The following is a 21122-nucleotide window of genomic DNA, read 5'->3' on the forward strand; positions in this document are numbered from 1 at the left end:
GGCGTCGACCTCAACCCCAGCGTCATCGAGTACGCCAGCACCTCCGCCCGCTCGCGCGGCCTCCCCAACGTCCACTTCCAGGTCATGAACGTCATGCAGCCGCTGGCCTTCCCTGACGCCTCCTTCGACCTCATCAACGGGCGCTCGCTCTTCAGCTTCATGCGGCCCCAGGACTGGCCCACCCTGTTGGCCGAGTGTCGCCGCCTCCTCAAGCCTGGCGGCGTGCTCCGCCTCACCGAAACCGAGTGGGGCCTGACCACCAGCCCAGCGACCGAGCGCTACTTCGGACTCATCAGCGCGGCCCTCAAGCGGGCCGGCCAGAGCTTCTCGCCCGACGGACGCCACATCGGCATCACTCCCGTCCTGCCTCGCCTGCTGCGCCGGGCCGGCTTCCACAACGTGCGCCTGCGTGCCAGCGCCGTCGACTGGTCCAGCGATGCCCCCATGCATTATGCCTTCTTCAAGGACATGTTCGTCCTGTTCGAGCTGATCAAGCCCTTCCTGATCAAGACCGGCGTCATCAGCCGCGAGGAAGTGGAGCCGCTCTACCAGCAAGCCCTTGCCGAAGCCCAGGCCGAGGACTTCTGCGCCATCTGGACCGCGCTGACCGTCTGGGGCGAGCAGCCCGCCAGCGCCTGAGCGGTTCCCCGGCGAGTCAGGCGCCCCGGAGAGCGGGCGGCGTGCGCCCGCTCTCTCGTTCGCCGAAAGACGAGCCAGGAGGCTAGACTACCCCTTGACCGAGCCAGCCAGAATGCCACGGATAAAGTAGCGCTGCAGGGCGAAGAAGATCACCAGTGGCAGCGCCATCGACAGGAAGGCCGCCGCCGTCAGAACCTGGTCGTTCTCACCATAGGAGCCAACCAGGCTGGCCACCGTCAGAGTCATCGGCGCACTCTGCGGATTCCCCCCCAGGAAAATCAGGGCCACCAACAGATCGTTCCAGACCCACAGAAATTGGAAAATCACCAGCGAAGCCAGAGCCGGCAGCGAGAGCGGCAGAACGATAGTCCAGAAGAGGCGAAAATTCGAGGCCCCGTCAACGTAGGCCGCCTCCAGCAAATCGCGCGGCAAAGCCGCGAAGAAATTGCGCAGCAAGAAAATGGCGAAAGGCAGGCCAAAGGCCGTGTGGGCCAGCCAGACCGCCGCATACTGTCCCGTCAGCCCAATACTTGTAAAGATCTGCAACAGCGGCACCAGGGCGATCTGCAAAGGAATAATCTGCAGCGTGATGATCGCAAAAAAGATCGCATTGCGCGCCGGGAAGCGCATCCAGGCGAAGGCGAAGGCGGCAAAAGAGCCGATCAGAGCGGGCAGAATCGTGCTCGGCACCGCAATGATCACACTATTAATGAAGGCCCGGCCCAGGCCCTGGGCCGTAACCACCTGGACGTAGTTCTGCAGCGTAAAATGCCAGGGAGGCAGGAGGGCCGTCCACCAACCCGTCGTCGAAATCAGGCTGGGCGGACGGAACGAACTGATCAGCAAGCCCAGCGTTGGCAGCGACCAGATCACAGCGATCAGCAGCGCCACCACCGTGATCAGCCGATCGCTCAGCCGGCGCAGCAGGGTCCTGCGCCTGGCCTGCTGGCGGCGCCGGGTCAGCTCCACCAGCGCGGGAGCTAGCTGTTGCTCTACTTGCTGCCCGATCATGCCTGACCTCCTTCCTCCAGCCGAATGCGGCGAATATTGAGGTACATCACCGGGATAATCGCCAGCGTCAGCAAGACCGCCAGCGCGCTGGCCAGACCGTAGTCGCCAAAGGTAAAGAGCTGGCGATAGAACTCGACAGCCACCACATCGGTATTGTAATTGCCGCCCGTCATCACGTAGACTATATCGAAGGTCTTCAAAATGTTGATGATCATCGTGGTCGTCACCACGCCGATAGTCGGGCTGATCATCGGAACAATCACGCGCCAGAAGAGGACCCAGCGATTGGCCCCATCGATGCGGGCCGCCTCCATAATCTCATCGGGGATCCCCTTGAGGGCTGCCGAAAAGACCACCACGCAGAAGCCGGTCCACATCCAGACGTAGACAGCGATCAAGGCAAAGGTATTGACGCTGCTATTGACCAGCCAGGGCTGAGGAGGCAGATGGAAGAGCACCAGAATGGCGTTGAGCAGCCCCACCTGCGTCTGATCGGGCGGGCGATAGAGATAGACCAGGCGCCAGATGATACTGGCGCTCACCATCGAGATCGCCATCGGAATAAAGAGCGCCGACTTCACCAGGCCCTCGACCCTGACGCGGTCCACCAGCACCGCAATGACCAGGCCCAGGCCCACCGTCAGCAAAGTGCCGATGAGCAGCCAGAGCAAATTATTCCTGAGCACCCCGAGCATCTCCGGGTCGCTAAAGATGGCCCGGTAGTTCTGGAAGCCCACAAAGCGCGTCGAATCGGCGTTCTCAAAGCTGAGCAGAATAGTATTAATGAAGGGGTAAATGAAAAAGAGCAGCAACAACAAGACCGCCGGAGCAATCCAGGCCCAGGCTTCCAGCGGCAGATGCAGCCGGCGCCGACGCCGGCGCAGCGTCAGAGGTGCAGCTTGACCAACGGAGAGATCCATAGCAGTCGCTCACTCCCTTCGTCCCATACTGCAACGAACAAAGCAAGACGACAAAGCAGGCTACCTGCCAACAAGCGGAGGCAGACGTCAGGCCAGGCCCTCCCTTCTTTCCTCTCTACCAGTATCTTACCCTTTCCCCCCAGAGAAAGAGACGCCTGGCCGGGGCGAGGCGAGCCGCCCGCCGTTCATTCAGCGGGTGGGCAGGCGAGGGAGGCAGCAAAGGAGAGAGGGACCGGCCCCATGCAGCGACGGTGCAGGGAGCGGTCCCTCTCCTTCTCTACTGCTTCTATCTGGCCGCGGCCCGGCCTCCAGCGGGCTGGGCCTCACCCCCGCACGCGCTGAGGCGGCGGTCGGCCAGTCGCAGATGCCCTCAGAGAGCGCCCGCCTCGCTCACTCAGGAAGGATAGAGGCGCGAGGCCGCCTCCTCCAGCGAGCGCAGGATGCTATCGAGCTGCGAAGGATTCTGAATGTAGGCCAGCAACCCTTTCCAGTACTCCTGCTCCATCGAGGAGGGCAGCAGGTCATCCTGACCCACGCTGAAGTATCGGGCATTGAGCAGCAGCTCGGCGGTGCGGCGCGAAACTGGATCGGGGTAGACGCTCAGCGGCACCTGATTGTTCACCGAAACAGCCCCACCCTGCTTCGGCCAGATACTCTGCCCCTCGGGCGAAGCCAGAAACTCCATATACTGGCGCGTGCCATCGTTATCGCGGAAAGCCGACAGGATATTGACGATGCCGGTCACCGCGTTGGCGTACTGAGGAGTAATGGTCGGGAAGGGGAAAAAGTCGAAATCGACCCCGGGCTGGATGCTGGGGAACTGCGTCTTGAGAAAGCTGGCCGTGAAGTCGCCCAGGAAGTACATGTAGGCTTTGGGCGGATTCTCGAAGGGCAGATAGGCAGCGTCCTGGAAGTTGGTGGCCAGAATCGACTGCGGAGCCCCACTGATATAGTGCTTGCCGTTGACGATCTCGCCAAAGAGCTGGAAAGCCTGCTTGACGCTCGGATGAGTCCAGGGAATCTTATGATTGACCCACTGCTGCGACAGATCGGGGCCATTGAGGCTCAGGTAGATCTGGTCCACCCAGTCCGCCGCCGGCCAGCCAGTCGAGGAGCCGCCCTCAACCCCCAGCGACCAGGGATACTTCCCACTGCTGGCGATCTTATTCGAGAGGGCGATCATCTCGTCCCAGGTCTTGGGCGGCGTGTAGCCATTGGCCTTAAATTGCTTCGGGCTGTACCAGACCGTGCTCTTGGTATTGACGCGCGGAATGACCGCATAGAGATGGCCGTTGTAGGACGAGACATCCAGCCAGATGCGAGCATACTGCCGCTCCATCTGGCTCATATTGAAGAACCGGTCGAGCTGGAGCAGCTTGCCCTGGGCGGCGTACTGCTGGAACTCGGGCACGCTCGACATGCCGGCCACATCGGGAGGGTTGCCGCCGCGCACGCGCGTGCTGAGGACGGCGCGCAGATCGTTGGTCGGCTCAACGTTGACCTTGATCCCCGTCTTCTTGGTGAAGGCTGCATTGATGGCATTGAAGGCGGCCAGCTCGGCGCCACTGAGCTGCGTCAAAACATCGATCGAGCTGACCTTGGGCACGTTGCCGCTGCTCGTATTCAGCATTCCCGTATTCGTGCCGCCGCAGGCCGCCAGGAGGGCCGTCGCCGCGCTCAGGCTCAACCCCGCCGCCGTTGCCCGTTGGAGAAACTGGCGGCGATTGATAGTGCTGGTGGTCAGATACTCCTCAACGAGCTGGTCTAGCTCCTTGCGTGCACGCTGATCAAAGACGTTCATCGCTCACCGACCTCCTCGTGCTGCAGAAGTCTAGCGCGACCACAGAGAAGTGCGCCGCAACGATGCCGGCGTTGATCTGATCGGATCGATCCTGGCTTGCGTCCACCCGTCTTTTGCTCTGCTGGCTCACCCATCGAGCCGTGCAGCCTCTCTCTGCGGCCCTCTCCTCACCTGTCCGCCCACCCGCCAGCCGGCGAGGAAGGCAGCTTCCCCCCGCCCTACCCAGGGTGAGGGAGGAGGGAGATTACCAGCACGCTGCCAGATCCAGGCCAAGCGGGTCCGGCCAGGCCACAGGGGAGGAGACGCAGCCCAGCAGCCAGCAAGGCTGGCGGGACCGCGCAGCAGCGAGCGGTCGCCTTGGGCGCACGGGTAGAACGACGGCGACCAGCCGCGGAGGGCGCCTCTTTCCGATGAGACACTGTGAGACAGGAAGCCTGCTATTCCTTCCTCTCTGCCAGAATAGCCCAAAACCAGAAGATGCCGCGCTTCTCCCCTCTTTCACCTCTCCTCATGAGAATGAGGATACCATACCCGGCTCCAGTTGTCCAGAGGATTTGCCCGCCACGTCGCCGGAGCCAGGCCGTACCATCTCCTGCCTGTCGAATAGCTCCACCTACTCTTCAGTAAAGTGGCATCGGTGTCAACAGGATATCAACCATCGTAGCTGCATTTCGTCTGTGCGGATTGAGAAGCCTGGCCCGTCTCAGGCGGTCTCTGCACCGACCATCAGCCCGACCAGCTCATTGGTCGTGGTTTCAGCGATGCGTCGCTCGCCCACCTTCTGACCGCGGCGCATGACCACCACGCGATCGGCGACGGCGAAGACATCCTGCATATTGTGGCTGATCAAGATCACCGGTACTCCCCGTGCCCGCAGCGTGCGTACCAGCTCCAGGACCTTCTGCTGCTCGGCCACGCCCAGGGCGGCGGTCGGTTCATCCATGATCATCAGGCGGGCACGCCAGTAGATGGCGCGCGCAATGGCCACCGACTGCCGCTGGCCGCCCGAGAGCTGCCGAATCGGCTGGCGCAGATCGGGGATGTGAATATCGAGCTGCTCCAGCACGCGGCGCGTCTCCTCCAGCATATAGCCCTCATCCAGCTCCGTGAGCAGGCCCCAGCGGCGCCGAGTCGGCTCGCGCCCCAGGAAGATATTGGCCGGGGCATCCAGGTTCTCACAGAGGGCCAGATCCTGATAGATCGTCTCGATCCCACGCTGGCGCGCCTCCATCGGCGAGTCGAAGCTCACCTCCTGCCCTTCGAACAGCAACTGACCGCCATCGGGACGATAGACGCCGGAGATCACTTTGATCAGGGTCGACTTGCCGGCACCATTGTCGCCGAGCAGGCCCACCACCTCGCCGGGCCAGACCTCCAGGCTGACACGATCGACCGCCACCAGGCCCCCGAAGCGTTTCACCAGAGAGCGCACCTCTAACAGGGGCCGCCCATCGGCGGCAGCCTCCACCGCCGCCGGCTCGCTCTCGGCCTTGGAGAGCCGCGCTCTTTCTTCTAGCATGACACTCACTCCTCACTGCGCTGGGCAGACAACAAAGGCAAGGCACGGAAACGCTCTGGCGCCGCAGCGAGCCAAGGGTCCGCAGTCCTGCTGCGGCTGGGCAGACCGACTCGCTAGCGCCTGAGCACGCTCGCCTTAGCCTGGTCCATCAGAACGGCCAGAATGATCACAGCGCCGATAGCCACGAACTGCCAGTACGGATCGATACCGATAATGACCAGCCCGTTCTGAATGACATAGATGATCAAGGTTCCAATCAGGGTGCCGACCAGCGTGCCCTCGCCCCCGAAGAGCGAGGCGCCGCCGATGACAACCGCCGCAATCGAATCGAGCAAGAGAGGGTCGCCGGCATTGGCGTCGCCGTTGGTGAAGCGCAGCACGTAGAGCACTCCGGCCACCGAAGCCAGCAGGGCCGAGAGCATGTAGATCTTGAGAATCTGGCGCGCGACCGGAATACCGGCGCGGCGTGCGGCCTCCGGCGCCCCTCCCAAGGCATAGGTGTGGCGTCCAAAGCGCGTGCGGCTCAGCAACCAGTAGCAGACCACGAAGGCCACCGCGGCCACAATCAAGGGGAAGGGCAAGATAGAGACGAGGTCGCGCGGCCTGGCTCCCGGCGGCAGCGGCGTCGGCGGGTGCAGAAAGGAGAAACCGACCGCCGGATGGTAGTAGAGCAGGTAGCCATTGCCGATGTCGCCCACGCCGGGCACCTGAACGCTGACTGGCTGTCCTCCCCCAGAGAAGATGAAGCCGAGGCCGCGGGCAATGCCATACATGCCCAGGGTTGCAATGAAAGGCGGTACACGCAGGCGCCCGATCAGCACGCCGTTGACCAGCCCGGGCAGGGTGCCAACGGCCAGGGCCACCACCACGCTCAACGGCAGCGCCAGGGCCAGGCCCCCCGGCAGGCGACCCACCAGCGCGTTGAGCACCACCGCCTCAATGACCGCCGCAAAGCCCATCGTAAAGCCAGTCGAGAGATCGATACCCGCCGCAATAATCACAAAGGTCTGCCCCAGCGACATCAGCAGAGCCAGGGCCATATCGTTGACGATGGACTGCAGGTTGAGAAAGCTAAAGAAGCCGGGACCAGTCAACGAGAAAAAGAGCAGGAGCAGCAGCAAGAACAGCCAGGCCCAGAAGCGACTGACAACCTCCAGCGGACTTTTCTTGATCCTGGCCACGGGCAGGGCCAGCTGCTGGCTCATCTTCGCCATAGAGGGTTCCCCTCCTTCCAAGCCGGAACAACGACGGCGCGGTTACGTCCGGATAGGCTGAAGAGCGAGCGAGCGAGCAGGCGAGCAGGGACGCCCCGCTCACCCCGAGCGGGAGGAGGCGGCCGCCACTGGCTCCCTTCCTGGCCCGCGCCCCTCCTTGCTCGCTGGCTCGCTCGTCCGCGACCGTCCGCTCAGCTACTCTTGTAGATGGCGGCCTGGGCCTCGGGCGTATCGACGTTGTCGCGGGTAATGATCACATAGCCGGTGGGAACACGCTTCTGGATGGCGCTCAGATTGCCCTTGAGGGCCTCAACAGCGTACTGGACGCCGATGCTGCCCATGTCGGCAGGCTTCTGCGCAATGACGATATCGACGACGTTGTTCTTGAGATCGACGATGGCCTGCTCAGGGGCGTCGAAATTGGCAATCTTGACCTGGCCCTGCTTGTGGGCGTTCTTGACGGCCTGGGCCGCCCCCTCCGAGCCGTAAATATTGGTGCCGAAGATGCCGGCCAGATCGGGCACGCGCTGCAGCATGGCCGTCGTCTGCTCGGCAGCCTTGGCGGCGCTGTCGCCGTTAAAGTCGACGCCGACCAGAGTCACGGCCCCGTGGGTCGCCTCGATGGCCTCTTTGCAGCCCTGCTCGCGCTGATCGGTGGTGCTGGTGCCCGGCACCGTGTTCTGAATATAGATTTTGCCATGACCCCCGATGGCTTTGATGAGGGCCTCCCCGGCTATCTTGCCACCCTGAACGTTATCAGAACCAATGTAGGAGAGCGGGAAGGTTACCGGCCCATGCGCATAATCGCCATCGCCGATATAAGTGTCAACGGTGATGACCTTGATGCCCGCGTTGCTGGCCTGCTGCAGCGGGGCGATCATAGCCTGCTTGTCACAGGGGGCAATGATGATGGCATCGACCTTGCGCGCTACGTAAGCGTTGACGATGGGAGTCTGCAGAGTGGCGCTCCACTGCGAAGGGCCATCGACCAGCAAGGTAACACCCAGCTCCCTGGCCTTAGCCTCAGCGCCCTTCTGCATCGTGATGTAGAAAGGATCACCTTTGACCCCCAGGATCAGGGCCAGCGTATAGCCAGCGCTGCCGCTTGAGCCGCCCCCGCTCGGAGAAGAGCCACAGGCCGTCAGGGCCAGGCCCCCGGCCAGGGCCAGGCTGGCGCTCAGGAAGGCTCGCCGACTCAGGCGATTCTGCTCTGCTGTGAAGTCGCGCATACTCTTTCGCTCCTTTGCTGGCACTTGCTGCCATGCATCCACTGCTTGCTCACCTCAAAGACTATGAGGTGAGATGAGGCAACAGCCAAACGAACGAGCACGATCCATTCAAAGAAAGCTGGCCCAGCCACGGACGAGGTCGCCGCGCAGGCACAGGGCGTCGGCAAGGCCAACTGAGCAAACGCCTGGGCAAGGACCCAAACGGGGCGGCAGGTGCCAGGCGGCTGCCCGGCAGTTCCTGCTTTTCACTCCTCAGCCGCGCCTGGGAGATCCCCCGTGTGGCTGGGGTGGATAGGGCGCCCCACTACCCGTCGCTTCGAGCGGGGCGGCAAAGAGGGCCGCCGTGGGAAGCGAGAAAGTGGCATCCAGGACGGTCAGAACGGCGCCGAGGGCGATGGCGTTACCTTCGAGGGCGCTAGGCACAATCTGCGTCCCTTTCCAGGCGGCAGGCAGGCTGACCGAAGCGGCCACACGCCGCAGGGGGGCCAGCAGTAGCTCGCCGGCTCGCGCCACACCGCCATCCAGCACAATGACCGCGGGATTGAGCAGGTTGACCAGGCCGGCCAGAGCCAGGCCAAGACGCTCACCCGCGCGCTCAAGGGCAGCCTGGCTGGCAGCATCGCCCTGGCGAGCGGCCTCGATGACGTCGGCGATATCAACGCTCGAGCGAGCTGCCAGAGCGGGCGCTGGCAGCGGGCCAGTTTGCGCCGTCAGCTTGCGCTGCAGCGACTCCCCACGGCAGGCATCGGCCACAATGGCCCGCGCCCCCGCCAGGGTCTCCAGGCAGCCCCGATTGCCGCAGACGCAGGGAGGGCCGTTCTCATCGATACTCAGGTGGCCCAGCTCGCCAGCGCTACCCGTATGGCCGCGATAGATGCGCCCATCGATGATCAGGCCGCCGCCGATACCGGTACCCACCTTGATATAGGCCATCTGGCCCACACCGCGCCCGGCCCCGCAGCGGCTCTCGCCGAGCGCCCCCATGTTGGCATCGTTATCGATATACAGGGGACAGGGAAACTCGGCCTGCAGGCGCTGCCAGAGATCGAGATTATCCCAACCAGGCATATGCGGCGGCGAGCTGAGACGACGCAGGTCCGGCGAGAGCGGCCCCGGAATACCCAGTCCGATCCCTAGCAGCATCTCCCATCCAACCCCCTGCTCGCTCAGGAAACGCCGCACCTCGCTTACCAGTAAGCGCAGACACTCCTCCGGTCCCCGCTCGGTATCGAAGGGCAAGGCCCGCTCGGCCACGATCTCGGGGGCCAGGTTGGTCAGGATCATCTTGAGATGCGTGCGCCCAACGTCCAGACCCAGGATGCGCCCGGCATCCGTATTAAAATGCACGAGGATAGCGCGCCTCCCTCCGCGCGGAGTGGCGTCGAGCAGGTGCCCCTCCCGAACCAGCCCCTCGCGCAGCAGGGCATCGACAATGCTGCTGACCGTTGTGCGCGAGAGTCCCAGACGCTGCGCCAGCATCACCCGCGCCAATGGCCCATGCTCACGAATATAGTTCAAGACCAGCAGGCGGTTGAACTGGCGAATGCGATGGAGGTCAGCCCCGCGCAGCGCCGGCGAGCCAGCCAGTCCCTCCTCGCTTCCCCCACGAGTCCCCGCCCCCAAATTGGCCAACAGAGAATGAATGCTTCGCTCCACAGATCAGTCCTTCTTGCCGCGCCTTCCTTGCCTCGCTTCTTGCCCTCGCCCCCCTCCACCCAAGCCACCCGCCCACCAGCAAGCCGAGGGCTTTCCATTCCAGGATACCGGGCATTGTAGCATCAGGCCGCTTAGTTTGTCAACCGTCGCAACTAAGCAGGCCGCTCCGAGCAGGGAAGGGGCCGGCCCGTCAGCGCTCCCCTAGCCAGCCCAGCCCCTTCCCGCCGAGTCCGGCTAGCTCAGGGCGTAGGCGAAGATATGCAGGTGGCCCTGACTGACGGCAGCCGGCAGGGTAATGCTCGCCACGACCTTGCCCGTGGCCAGCGTGATGGGGGCGCTGGCGAAGAGGTAGGTTTCAACCTCCTGCGCCGTTCCCGAGCCGCTATTGCGATAGGGCATCTGGGCGGCAACTACATTGCCATAGGCCGGCGAGCTGGCGCCGGCGTTGAGTGTCCAATCGCTAAAGCCGAGCTGGACCGTCTGTGTTGTGCCATCGGTGTAGGTAATGGTCAAGTTGCCGACCGAAGGACCATTGGTCGCGCTCCCCAGGAAAGTCAGGCGCGTGGCTCCGGCCTTGGGGGGCACCTGGATAGTCTGACCGGCGCACTGGACATTATCCTGTGTCTCCACCGGCACATTGGGCCAGGTATAGCTGACGCCATTGACTGTGACCGTGGCGCCGGGCCTATAGCCCAGGCCGGCCAACAACTGGGCCGAGTAACTGAAGTGCGAGCCATCAAAGTCAGCGATGGTCGGCGTACGATCGTCCGAGATGCCAATGTTGTTGACCAGCGGCAGCAGGCTGCCCGCGGGCGCCACCAGGACGGCCAGCGTCATGGGGGGCAGCAGCGAGCCGTCGGCGGTGCGCACCTGGAAGGTGATGGTGGCATAGCCCTCCGGCTGGCTGGCGGCGGCGCTGACAGTCAGGGTCTGGCTGGCAGAGCCGTAGGAGGGCAGGCTAAAGCTGCCCGTAGCCGGCGAGATGCTCAGGCCCTCGGCTGGGGTTGCGCTCCAGCTCACGCTTTGGGTGCTGCCCAGGAGGTCGCGGGCTACCAGGCTGACCGACGCGCTGGCTCCGGGGGCAAGACTGAGGCGCGCGGGCGAGAAGCTAACGCGGGCCGGCATCTGACCCTGGGCGTAAGACGGCGGGGCGTCGGCAGGATCACTGCCCCAGGAGGTATCGGGCGTCGTGGCCAGAACAAAGTCGAGGGTGCCCCCCTGGGAGACAAAGGAAGCCGGCAGCCAGGGCCGCGTTGTGGCCTGCCCATTGACGCGTAGGCTCTGCACATAGGGAGCCTCCGCGGCGGCCTGGGGAGCATTGATCTGGATGACCTGGCCGCTGGGGCGCGTCAGCTTGATGCTCGGAAAGAGCGGGCTGGCCAGAACCAGGTCGGCGCTGCCAGGCACAATGGGGAAGAAGCCCAGGGCGGCAAAGACGTACCAGGAGGACATTTCTCCGAGATCATCGTTGCCGGCCAGGCCGCCCGGGCCTGGCGCATAGAGCGTGTTCACCACCTGGCGCACCACCTGCTGCGTCTTGTAGGGGGCGCCAGCATAGTCATACTCCCAGGGCGTTTCAAGCGTTGGCTCGTTCCCGAGGAAGGCATAGGGCTGGTCCGGCCCGGCATTGAGCTGGGAGAAAAAGTTATCCAGGCGCGGCAGCACCCTGGCGTTGCCGCCGAGGGCGTCAAAGAGTCCGCGCAGGTTGAAGGGCACCATCCAGTTGTATTGCGCCCCATTGCCTTCAACCCAGCCTGATTGACTGGCCGGATTGTAAGCCGCGGGGAAGGAGCCATCGGCGTTGCGCGGCTCAAGGTAGCCATCGGCGGGATTGAGCAGATTCTCCCAGTCCTGGGCCCGGGCCATGAACTTCTGGGCGTTGGCCTGGTCGCCCAGGGCTTGCGCCAAAGCCCCGATGGCGAAATCGGCGCTATCGTACTCTAGCTGCGTCGCCGCCGGACCATAGAAGTTGCAGCAGCCGTAGCCGCCATCCTGGGGCAGATAGCCCAGCTCTTCCAGGTAGCGCAGGCCCGGACGGATGTTGTTCGGCTGGGTGGCTTCCTGAATCATGGCCGCCAGAGCGGCCTGGGTATCGAAGTCCCGCGCCCCGAAGGCGTAGGCCCCGGCAATGATCGGGTCGGCAGGATCGCCCACCATGACGTAGGTCTCGCCGTTGGCCAGGCTCCACTTGGGCAACTGGCCGCTCTGCTGGTAGGCCAGCACCATCGACTGCACGATGTCGCTGGTCTCCTGGGGCGCCAGCAGGGCCAGGAGCTGGATCTCCGAGCGGTAGATATCCCAGCCGGAGTAGTTGGCGTAGAAGGCATGGCCGCGCGGCACGGTGTGCACCTGACCGTCGAAGCCAATGTACTGCCCGTTGACGTCCGAAAAGACGTTCGGCTGCAGCAGAACATGGTAGAGGGCGGTGTAGAAGGTCGTGAGCTGGGCCGCGGTGCCGCCGCTCACCTGAATCTCGCCCAGCCAGCGATTCCAGGTCTCCTGCGCCTGCTGGCGCACCTGATCGAAGTCGCCAGCAGGGTCCTCGCTCTCAACGTTGAGGCGGGCATTGTCGATGCTGACAAAGGAGAGGCCGACACGCACGGTGACCGCGTTCTCGCGGGCCGTGTCAAAGGTGACAAAGGCCCCAGAGCCGGGACCGGAGACGGTGACGTCCGGATGCTGACGGGCCGCCTGGACGAGGGCGGGCGAGGGCCGGGCCCCACGGACCAGTTGGGCCTGGGCCGCCTGGACCCGGCTGACCTGGGAGGGCACTTGACTGCCACCACGCGCGCTGCGGCTGCCGCTGCTGACGGCGTTATTATGCCAGGTGCCTACGCTGGCAAAGGGCTGGCTGAAGCTAGCCCAGAAGTAGAGGCGGTAGACGTTGCTGGCTCCGCAGAAGTGACCGCTGCTGACCCAGCCCGCGATGGTGCGGTTCGCCGGGTCAATGGAGACCTCAGCATCAAAGGCTCCGTTGGCCGAGCCGGAGACGTTGACCAGCATGGTCGCCGTCTGCCCCCGCGGATAAGTGAAGCGCCCGATGCCGCTGCGCTGGGTGACGCTTAGCTCCACTTTAACGCCGCTATCAAGGGTAACGGCATAGTAGCCGGCGCTGGCCTGCTCGTTGCTGTGGGAGAAGGTGGCAATGTAGCGCATGGGATCAGCCGCCGGCGAGTCGCTGACGGCTCCCAGGTAGGGCATGAAAGGGACATCGCCATAGGCGCTGCAGCCGGCTCCGCTCAGATGGGTCAGGCTGAAGCCGCGCAGACGGTTGTCGTTGTACCAGTAGCCGCCCGGAACGTAGCTGACGGTGTCGGGACTCCACTGCACCATGCCAAAGGGGAGGTCGGCCCCGGGAAAGGTGTCTCCACCGCCAAAAGGCGCCCCTTGCTGAATGCCAGTGCCAGTGAAGGGGTCAACCAGGTCGGCCAGCTTGCTGGCCTGGGGCGGAGCCGGCGCGCGCCGCGCTGCCAATACCTGCTGCGGCGTGCCGCTCAAGAGGACAACTAGCAGTACGGTCAAGAGGATGACAGGGAAAAGCCAGGATCTCGCGTGTGTGACGTACCTCATCGTGGCATTCTCCTCATCTCGTTCGTCGAGCGGCAGCCAGGTCTTTCTCTGACCGGCTGCCGGCCAGAAGACAACACGCTGGCAGACAGCGCCGCCCTGCTCCGACTGCCCCGGCCAGCTCTGGCCACCGGCGCGGCTACCTCCGGCCGGTGGTCGGTTGAGCCATCAGGCTGACAGCGCGCCAGATCGCCCACGGCTGCAGCCATGAGCAGTAGCTAGCTGCCTCGGCAACGCTTCGGTCCTGGTAAACGGCGGTAAAGACGGTCTCTGGGCCTGGACCCTGCTCCCCCAGCAGGCTCCAATACCCGGGAGTCGCTCTTGACGGGAAGGGCACCCCACCAGCCGGGCCTGTCGCTGTGGCCGCTTCTTTCCTGGCTGGCGCTTCCCGAGTTAATTGGTACATTTGACTATCTTACTCTCACAGGAGTAATGATACACCGCCTCCCTAAGATAGTCAAGTGTACCAACCAACTGGAGCGCTGGCAGCCCAGCATAGACAGCCTGGGGAGGGCGGAGCGCACGAGCCAGAGCATCTGGCCGGGGCGACGCCTCTCCTTGCGGCTCGAGCGGCCCTGGTTGAGGCTCCCTGGGTCAGGAGCGTCGGCGAGCTGACGGGCCGGCGGGAAGTGCCGCTGACCCTGGCCCTGTTCAAGAGCGGCCCCGCTCGATTATCATGTTAGGAGAACGAGCGAATGAGCGATGGCTAGTCCTGGCCGGTCCGGCTCGCGCACGAAGCCGGCCAGAGCCAGGCTCACTGATCAAGAGGACCTCTTCCTTTATCGAGCGCAAAGCAGTTACGTACCTACGAGGGAGTTATGGTATGGGTTTGCTGATTCGTCCCCTGGCGCCAGCCCCTTTTGAGAGCGAGTTGCCGCAGGCGCGGCTGACCGTCACGCCGGCCTCGGCTGGCTGGCGCTACGTCTCCTTCACGGTTTACCACCTGCGCGCCGGTCAACGCCTGGCCGGAGCGGCGGAGGGGCAGGAGACGCTGGTGATTGTCCTGACGGGCGTAGGTGAAGCCAGGCTGAACGGCCAGGCCCTGGGAGAGGTGGGCGAGCGCTTGAGCGTCTTTGAGGAGCACGCTCCCTATGCGCTCTACCTCTCCGTCGATGGGCGCTACGAGATCGTCTCTCGCTCCGAGCAGATGGAGATCGCCGTGGCCGCCGCGCCAGCGAGCGAGCGTCACCTGCCGGCACGCCTGATCCGGCCCGAGGATATCAGTCTGGAGATCCGCGGTTCCGGCCAGACCGAGCGCCACATCCGCCATATTCTGGATACCGATCAGGAAGCTGAGCGCCTGATTGCAGTCGAGGTCATCACGCCAGGCGGCAACTGGTCTTCCTTTCCACCACACAAGCACGACAGCGAGAATCCGCCCCACGAGTCCTATCTGGAGGAGACCTACTATCACCACATTCAGCCGGCGGATGGCTTCGCCCTTCAGCGGGTCTACACCTATGACGGCCTGGACGAGACCCTGGCGGTCCACGATGGCGAGCTGGTCCTGGTGCCGCGTGGCTACCATACCGTCGCGGCGGTGCCGGGCTGCGACCTGTATTATCTGAACATCATGGCTGGACCACGCCGCGTCTGGCAGTACCAGGTCGATGCCGCTTTCCGGCGCCTCCTGCCGCCCTCTGGCTCTATCACGGGAAGCGTGCTCCGTCCCGGCAGCGGGCTGCCCGGACGCTGAGTTCGCCGCAGGCCATTCGGTCAGGCCAGATCGGGAAGCGAGAGCCGGGACAAGAGGATCAAGAGACGAAGGGGAGGAAGCCTTTATGGGAACAATAACGGCTCTGCTCGGGATCGACCTGGGGACAAGCGCCCTCAAGGCGGTGATCATTGATCTGGAGGGACGGACGCTGGGCGAAGGTCGGGCCGAGTATGCGCTTTTGACGCGGCGGCCCGGCTGGGTCGAGAGCATTCCCGCCGATTGGTGGCGTGCGACGCGCCTGGCAGTGCGAGAGGCGCGCGAGCGCGCGCCCCAATGCCAGATCGTGGGGCTGGGCCTGGCCGGCCAGATGCACGGCGTGGTACTGGTCGGTGCCGACGGGCAGCCAACGCGCCCCGCCATCCTCTGGCCCGATCGCCGTGCTGAAAAGGTCCTTGGCCGTTTCCGCGCGCTCCCCCCGGCCCTGCGACAGCGCCTGGCCAATCCTCTGGTGCCGGGCATGGCCGGCCCGCTGCTTTGTTGGCTGGCCGAGCACGAGCCGGGCTGCTACGGCCGTTCTGTGCTGGCCCTCTCGCCCAAAGATTGGTTACGCCTGCGTCTGACGGCCCGCCGCTCGACCTCGACGACGATCGCCAGCGCGGTGACGGAGGCCAGCGATGCCTCGGCGACGCTGCTCTACGATCTGCCGGCTGACCGCTGGGCCGAGGAGGTCATCGCGGCTCTGGGGTTGCGCCCCGCCTTGTTGCCGCCGCTGCTTGCCTCGACGGCGCAGGCCGGAACGCTCTCGCCCGAGGCCGCCGCGGCCCTGGAACTACCGAGCGGCCTGCCGGTGGCCACCGGGGCCGCCGATGTTGCCGCCTCTCTGTTGGGAGCCGGCGTGCTGACGCCCGGCACCCTGCTGCTGAGTCTGGGCACCGGGGTCCAGCTTGTGCTGCTTTGCGAGGAGCCACAGCCCGATCCGACTCTGCGTACCCATCTCTACCGCGCCGCCGATGGCCGCCACTGGTATCGAATGGCCGCCGTCCAGAACGGCGGGTTGGTCCTCGACTGGCTGCGTCGCCAACTGCGGGCGGAGTGGTCGGAGGTCTATGCCAGCCTGGAGCAGGTAGCGCCTGGGGCCGAGGGCCTGAGCTTCCTGCCGACGCTGACGCCCGAGCGACCCCACTACAGCGGGCCGCAGACGGGGGCCTTCCTCGGGCTGCGCCTGGAACACAGTCGCGCCCACCTGCTGCGCGCGGCCCTCGAGGGGGTGGCCTGCGGCATCCGCCTGGCCTTAGAGCGGCTCCCCGGGGCGGGCGAGGTTGGCAGCTTGCTGGTGGCCGGCGGTGGCAGCCTCCACCCGGCCTGGCGCCAGCTCCTCGCCGATTTGCTGGGCCGTCCCTTGCTCTCTCTGGAGGTCTCAGAGACCGCGGCCCGCGGCGCCGCCCTCCTGGCCGGCCTGGCCTCCGGCCTCTGGAGCGAGAGCCAGGAGCTGGCGCGCCTGGCCCCCGCCCGCAGCGTGGTGACTACGCCGGGCGAGCAGCAAGCGCGCTGCGCCGGGCTGTATGCTCGCTACCTGGAGCTGCTGGCCCGCGAGCGCCACTCGGACACGCCCTCTCCTCTTGCCGGGGAGTGAGCGGCCCGCTCGGGCCGAGCCGAGCAGGATCCGGCCCCTCTGCTCAGGCCGGTTTCTGTCCCCAGGCCGTTACGGCTACCGCCAGGCCGCAGAAGTCATCGGCCTGCATCTCGGCCAGCGCTTGCTGCGCCAGATGCTCCAGCTCTTCTTTGCTGGCCAGGCCCATCTGGATGAGGAAGGGCTGCGAGACCTGCAGCAGGATCATGACATCCTTGAAGAAGCTGTAGTGGGCTGGCGACTCGCTCGACCAGTCCAGGGCACTGGCGTGCAGGCGCACCTGCTCGAAGCCAGCCTGGCGCAGCAGGTGCGTGAGCTGCGGCGTGATCCCGATATGGCGCCCGTCCGGCGAGAAGCTCTGGCCGGCACGCTTGAGAGCCTGAAAGCCGAGAGCAAAAAAGCGCTCGGTCGCTTCGCTGTTGGTGAGCGGCCCTTCGGTGTCCGTCAGGTAGAGCAGGCCGCCGGGCTTCAGCAGGCGCCAGCACTCTTTGAGCAGCTCGGGCCAGGCTGCTGGTAGCATGAAGCTGCTCAGCAGGCGGCCATTGATGACATCGAAGGAGGCATCGGGGAAGGTCATCGGCTTCATCACATCCATGACCAGGAAGCGGGCGTTCTCCAGACGTCGTGACTGGGCCTGAGCGCGCGCGTACTCGATCATGCTCAGACTGATATCGACGCCGATGAAGATGGCCTGGGGGTAGGTGAAAGCCGCTTCCAACACCCAGCCGCCGGGTCCACAGGCCAGATCAAGCACGCGCGCCCCGTCCGCAAGAGCCAGCTCGTCGGGGAAGATCCCGCCCATCGCCTCGATGGCCAGACGATTTTGATGGATCAGGCGCGCCAGTTCTTCGGCCAGCTCGGTATCGATGTGGTAAGTTGAGCCGGCACCGGTCTCCGGTCCGGCGCCGTCATGCTCAGCAGGGGAAGGCATGACTTTGCTCTCCTCTTTGCTGCACTAGCTGCGTTCCTCTCAGATCAGGAGGCTGTCTCGCCGCTGCAGGAGAGGCGCCGCCGATCCCCGGTCTTGTTACCCAAGATCTCATCAGAGGCACCTCCCGGCGGTCTCGCATGTTCTGCCTCTTCGCTGAGGATAGCAGAGTCAGCGCCGGCTGGCAAGCCGGAGTCTGACAGAGGGGCAACCAGGCAGAGGCTCTGGCACGCTAGCCTGCTCGGGCTTCTGCCTGAGGGTCGAGCAAGATCTTGCCGTAGGCCCGGCCTTCAGCCATGGCGAGCAGGCCATCGGGGACAAGGCGCTCCAGAGGGATGACGCGCTCGATCACCTGTGCGGCCAACTCACTCTGACGCAGCAGCGCCAGGGCTTCGGGCAGATCGATCGGGCAGACATGGGCGTTGGTTGTCAGAATCTCAACCTCGCGGATGACCGCCGTATGCAGATCGAGGGCGCGCGGCTCAGCCTGCAGCCCCACCAAGAGCAGGCGGCCACCGCGCTGAGCCGCGGCCAGCGCCAGGGCTGGAGCTGAGGGAGCCCCCGAAGCTTCGATCACCAGGTCCGGCCCTTCGCCGTCGGTCAAGCGCCGCAGTTCGCGGAGGACGTCCTCAGAGCCGGCCCGGACCAGATGGCTGGCGCCGAGGGCGGCCGCGCGCGCCAGGCGCCGCTCGTCGACATCGACCGCAATGAGCAGGGATGGCTCCAGCGCGCGGGCCGCAGCCAGGAGAAAAGCCCCAATACCGCCTACGCCGATCAGGGCTATCGTCTCGCCGCGCCTGGCCCGGCTGCGTCGCAGCGCATGCAAGGCGATGGCCAGCGGCTGGGCCAGAGCCGCCGCCTCGTCGCTGCAGTCCTCGGGCACCGGATAGCACATCCGGGCCGGCACGCGCGCCAGCTCAGCCAGCCCGCCATCGGCCTGCAGGCCCAGGGTATAGTAGCGGGCACAGAGATTGGTACGTCCCGCCTGGCACCAGCGGCATTCTCCGCACCACATCCCGGCTCCTACCGCTACTCGCTGACCAGGCGTCAGGCCCTCCACTCCGGGGCCGCAGGCCACAAGGCGTCCCATGAATTCGTGGCCTAGAATCAGCGGCCCTCGATGGCCGCTGAACGGATGAGGCTCCTGTAGGGGGACAAAATGCGGCCCATGCAAGAACTCCGCCACATCGGTGCCACAGATTCCCGCCCGCAGCACCTGCAGCAGCACCTCGCCCTCGCCTGGCTCCCCCGGCGCAGGCACCTCTTCAATACGCACATCACCTCGTCCATAGTAGCGCGCCGCCTTCATGGCTGCCGACCTCCTCTCGTGCTCTTTTACCGCTCTCTTTGGCCCTGATGGTCGTTCCATAGCGCCTCCGCTGCAGGGAGGGGAGGGAACCCCACCCTCCAGACCCCTAGACCGTCAAGCGGCGTCCCCGCACGCGACGCACCAGGCCCATGATGCCATAGGGCGCCAGGAGCGCTACCAGAATAAGGATGATCCCAAAGACCACGCGATCGAACTCCGGCGGCAGGGCGGACCCAAAGAACGGCAGTTCGCCGGCCAGAATGCGCAGTACCTGGGCCGTCACCAGCATCAGCGGCACCCCGATCAAGGGTCCCTGCCAGGTACCCAGACCCCCAACCAGGCTCATTAAGACCACATCGATCGAAATATCCAGACTGAAGGTCCCCTGCGGCTCAATATAGCTCGTATGAAAGGCGTAGATCGCCCCCGCGACGCCGGCAATACAGGCGCCCAGCAGCAGAGCCTGCGTCTTGAGCCAGGTCGTACGCACCCCCAGGATCTCCGCCGGGTCCTCGTCCTCGCGAATGGCCACCAGGGCATAGCCAAAGCGTGAGTGCTCGATCAGAAAGGCCAGCAGTACCGCCAGCGCCATCAGCCCCAGAAAAGCGTAGTAGAAAAGCTGCTCGTTGGTGAAGGCATCGAAGGGCAGAGCCGGCATGTAGATCCCGCTGGCCCCACCCGTAATCCCCAGATTCGTCACCAGTACCTGTGTCAAGAAGCTGACGATGAGCGTCAGAATAGCAAAGTAGACGCCGCGCAGGCGTAAGGCGGGGACTCCCACCACCACGGCCACTACCATCGCCACCAGGCCCGCTAAAGGGATGGTCAACAAAGGATGGACAGCGTACTGCGTGCAGAGGACGCCAGCGGTATAGGCTCCAACTCCGAAGAAGGTCACCATGCCAAAATTGAGGTAGCCGGCGTAGCCGCCCAGGATATTCCAGCCCTCCGCCAGCAAGATATACATAAAGACCGAAGACAGGGTCGTTACCCAGTCCAGAGGGATCAAAACGCCGAGCAGCGCCAGCAGGCCCACCGCCGCCGTCCCTCCCAGCCCGCGATAGAGCCAGCTCCGCCAGCGCGTGCCCGTCGTCCGTTCAAGCAAGGCACTGCTCATAGAGATCTTCCTCCCGCTTGGTGCATCTCAGAGCACGCGGCTCTGGCTCCCGGCCAGCCCCTGGCCACGCACCAGTAGGGTGACTACCAGCAGCAGGTAGACGATGAAATAGACATACTGGAAAGGGAAAAGGATACTGCTCAAGGTCTCGATCAGGCCAATGAGCAGGCCAGCCAGCAGCGTATTGCGGATGCTGCCCAGACCACCGATGACCACCACCAGAAAGGCCCAGGCCAGCCAGCGATAGTGGTCCTGCGGATCAAAGGGAAAAATCATCGCCAGCACTACTCCTCCGACACCGGCGGTCGCTGTCGCCAGCCCAAAGACCAGCAGCGAGAGGCGGTCGGTGTCGATGCCAGAGATGCGGGCGGCATCGCGGTTCTGGGCCATGGCGCGGATAGCCTTGCCGTAGAGCGTCGAACGGAGGAAGGTATCGAGAAGCACCACCAGGGCCAGGGCCACGGCGGCAGCAATCAGCCGCGGTACAGCGATGGCGATGCCATCGAGGGCGAGCGAGGCATTGGTATAGCTCACCGAGAGCACCTGCGTATCGGTCGTCCAGGCCAGGATCGCCGCCCCCTCGATCACCACCAGAACCCCGAAGAGCACCAGCAAGCCCGTGGTCTGGGTGGTACGCGCCACGCGGCTGATCAGCAGGCGCTCGAGAAGGACTCCGATCAGGAAAAAGACTGGCACCGCTATAACGGCACTGACGATGGGATCGAGGCCCAGATGCTGCAGTAGCTCCAGGGCCAGATAGGAGCCGAGCATGATCAGGGTGCTGTGCGCGACGTTGACAACGCCCATGATGCCCAGCGTCAGGCTTAGGCCGAGTGAAATCAGGGTATAGACCAGACCGAGCAGCAGGCCGTTGATCAGGGCCTGCACCAGCAGAGACAGGCTGATCGTTGTCAGCATAGCGCCT

At 64.7% G+C, this 21122-nt stretch carries 15 protein-coding genes; 3 read left to right on the forward strand and 12 right to left on the reverse strand.

Translation table 11 applies throughout. From position 1 onward, the window contains the following. On the forward strand, positions 1 to 639 hold a 639-nt coding region (locus ACFMO7_RS16415; protein ID WP_376796566.1), incomplete at its 5' end, for a class I SAM-dependent methyltransferase. An 87-nt stretch (positions 640 to 726) separates the two neighbouring features. Here the strand turns inward: ACFMO7_RS16415 and ACFMO7_RS16420 are convergent. The 8 genes from ACFMO7_RS16420 to ACFMO7_RS16455 form a co-directional block, all read right to left on the reverse strand. Beyond that, positions 727 to 1650, reverse strand: a complete 924-nt coding sequence (locus ACFMO7_RS16420; protein ID WP_376796567.1) for a carbohydrate ABC transporter permease — start codon at positions 1648 to 1650, stop codon at positions 727 to 729. Beyond that, the gene (locus ACFMO7_RS16425) at positions 1647 to 2570 is read right to left on the reverse strand and encodes a carbohydrate ABC transporter permease (protein WP_376796568.1); all 924 of its coding nucleotides are present in this window, start codon (positions 2568 to 2570) and stop codon (positions 1647 to 1649) included. The genes ACFMO7_RS16420 and ACFMO7_RS16425 overlap by 4 nt, the downstream gene beginning before the upstream one ends. Before the next feature lie 394 nt (positions 2571 to 2964). Then, entirely contained in the window at positions 2965 to 4371 is a 1407-nt protein-coding gene (locus ACFMO7_RS16430; protein ID WP_376796569.1) for an ABC transporter substrate-binding protein, read from the reverse strand. Between the two features lie 703 nt (positions 4372 to 5074). Beyond that, complete coding sequence (locus tag ACFMO7_RS16435; RefSeq protein ID WP_376796570.1) at positions 5075 to 5890, reverse strand: ATP-binding cassette domain-containing protein; 816 nt, start codon at positions 5888 to 5890, stop codon at positions 5075 to 5077. Positions 5891 to 6003: 113 nt separating this feature from the next. Further along, entirely contained in the window at positions 6004 to 7104 is a 1101-nt protein-coding gene (locus ACFMO7_RS16440) for an ABC transporter permease (protein WP_376796571.1), read from the reverse strand. A 191-nt stretch (positions 7105 to 7295) separates the two neighbouring features. Beyond that, the gene (locus tag ACFMO7_RS16445; RefSeq protein ID WP_376796572.1) at positions 7296 to 8333 is read right to left on the reverse strand and encodes an ABC transporter substrate-binding protein; all 1038 of its coding nucleotides are present in this window, start codon (positions 8331 to 8333) and stop codon (positions 7296 to 7298) included. 252 nt (positions 8334 to 8585) lie between these two features. After that, entirely contained in the window at positions 8586 to 9989 is a 1404-nt protein-coding gene (locus ACFMO7_RS16450) for an ROK family protein (protein WP_376796573.1), read from the reverse strand. A 234-nt stretch (positions 9990 to 10223) separates the two neighbouring features. Continuing rightward, positions 10224 to 13559: a GH92 family glycosyl hydrolase gene (locus ACFMO7_RS16455; protein WP_376796574.1), complete on the reverse strand. Its 3336-nt coding sequence runs from the start codon at positions 13557 to 13559 to the stop codon at positions 10224 to 10226. Positions 13560 to 14379: 820 nt separating this feature from the next. On the opposite strand from ACFMO7_RS16455, the gene iolB reads away from it, so the two are divergent. Next, a complete protein-coding gene (iolB, locus tag ACFMO7_RS16460) occupies positions 14380 to 15252 on the forward strand; it encodes a 5-deoxy-glucuronate isomerase (protein ID WP_376796575.1) in 873 nt (290 codons plus the stop codon). A gap of 85 nt (positions 15253 to 15337) precedes the next feature. Continuing rightward, on the forward strand, positions 15338 to 16846 hold the full coding sequence (locus tag ACFMO7_RS16465) for a xylulokinase (protein ID WP_376796576.1): 1509 nt from the start codon (positions 15338 to 15340) through the stop codon (positions 16844 to 16846). A 43-nt stretch (positions 16847 to 16889) separates the two neighbouring features. Here the strand turns inward: ACFMO7_RS16465 and ACFMO7_RS16470 are convergent, their stop codons facing one another. The 4 genes from ACFMO7_RS16470 to ACFMO7_RS16485 all read right to left on the reverse strand — a co-directional run bounded on the left by ACFMO7_RS16470 (position 16890) and on the right by ACFMO7_RS16485 (position 21115). Next, complete coding sequence (locus tag ACFMO7_RS16470) at positions 16890 to 17774, reverse strand: methyltransferase domain-containing protein (RefSeq protein ID WP_376796577.1); 885 nt, start codon at positions 17772 to 17774, stop codon at positions 16890 to 16892. A gap of 229 nt (positions 17775 to 18003) precedes the next feature. Further along, a complete protein-coding gene (locus tag ACFMO7_RS16475; RefSeq protein WP_376796578.1) occupies positions 18004 to 19080 on the reverse strand; it encodes an alcohol dehydrogenase catalytic domain-containing protein in 1077 nt (358 codons plus the stop codon). A 106-nt stretch (positions 19081 to 19186) separates the two neighbouring features. Beyond that, positions 19187 to 20197: a branched-chain amino acid ABC transporter permease gene (locus ACFMO7_RS16480; protein WP_376796579.1), complete on the reverse strand. Its 1011-nt coding sequence runs from the start codon at positions 20195 to 20197 to the stop codon at positions 19187 to 19189. Between the two features lie 27 nt (positions 20198 to 20224). Further along, positions 20225 to 21115 (reverse strand): branched-chain amino acid ABC transporter permease, encoded by an 891-nt coding sequence (locus tag ACFMO7_RS16485; protein WP_376796580.1) that lies wholly within the window; start codon positions 21113 to 21115, stop codon positions 20225 to 20227. Positions 21116 to 21122: the final 7 nt, after the last annotated feature.

The organism is Thermogemmatispora sp. (assembly GCF_042408735.1).
In the GTDB taxonomy this organism is placed as follows: Bacteria; Chloroflexota; Ktedonobacteria; order Ktedonobacterales; family Ktedonobacteraceae; genus Thermogemmatispora.

What these genes read in the sequence shown, in the direction of transcription:
- ACFMO7_RS16465 (WP_376796576.1), top strand. Translation starts at nt 15,338, where the DNA reads ATGGGAACAATAACGGCTCTGCTCGGGATCGACCTGGGGACAAGCGCC.
- ACFMO7_RS16485 (WP_376796580.1), bottom strand. Translation starts at nt 21,115, where the DNA reads ATGCTGACAACGATCAGCCTGTCTCTGCTGGTGCAGGCCCTGATCAAC.
- ACFMO7_RS16445 (WP_376796572.1), bottom strand. Translation starts at nt 8,333, where the DNA reads ATGCGCGACTTCACAGCAGAGCAGAATCGCCTGAGTCGGCGAGCCTTC.
- ACFMO7_RS16470 (WP_376796577.1), bottom strand. Translation starts at nt 17,774, where the DNA reads ATGCCTTCCCCTGCTGAGCATGACGGCGCCGGACCGGAGACCGGTGCC.
- ACFMO7_RS16430 (WP_376796569.1), bottom strand. Translation starts at nt 4,371, where the DNA reads ATGAACGTCTTTGATCAGCGTGCACGCAAGGAGCTAGACCAGCTCGTT.
- ACFMO7_RS16475 (WP_376796578.1), bottom strand. Translation starts at nt 19,080, where the DNA reads ATGAAGGCGGCGCGCTACTATGGACGAGGTGATGTGCGTATTGAAGAG.
- ACFMO7_RS16440 (WP_376796571.1), bottom strand. Translation starts at nt 7,104, where the DNA reads ATGGCGAAGATGAGCCAGCAGCTGGCCCTGCCCGTGGCCAGGATCAAG.
- iolB (WP_376796575.1), top strand. Translation starts at nt 14,380, where the DNA reads ATGGGTTTGCTGATTCGTCCCCTGGCGCCAGCCCCTTTTGAGAGCGAG.
- ACFMO7_RS16435 (WP_376796570.1), bottom strand. Translation starts at nt 5,890, where the DNA reads ATGCTAGAAGAAAGAGCGCGGCTCTCCAAGGCCGAGAGCGAGCCGGCG.
- ACFMO7_RS16425 (WP_376796568.1), bottom strand. Translation starts at nt 2,570, where the DNA reads ATGGATCTCTCCGTTGGTCAAGCTGCACCTCTGACGCTGCGCCGGCGT.
- ACFMO7_RS16455 (WP_376796574.1), bottom strand. Translation starts at nt 13,559, where the DNA reads ATGAGGTACGTCACACACGCGAGATCCTGGCTTTTCCCTGTCATCCTC.
- ACFMO7_RS16420 (WP_376796567.1), bottom strand. Translation starts at nt 1,650, where the DNA reads ATGATCGGGCAGCAAGTAGAGCAACAGCTAGCTCCCGCGCTGGTGGAG.
- ACFMO7_RS16480 (WP_376796579.1), bottom strand. Translation starts at nt 20,197, where the DNA reads ATGAGCAGTGCCTTGCTTGAACGGACGACGGGCACGCGCTGGCGGAGC.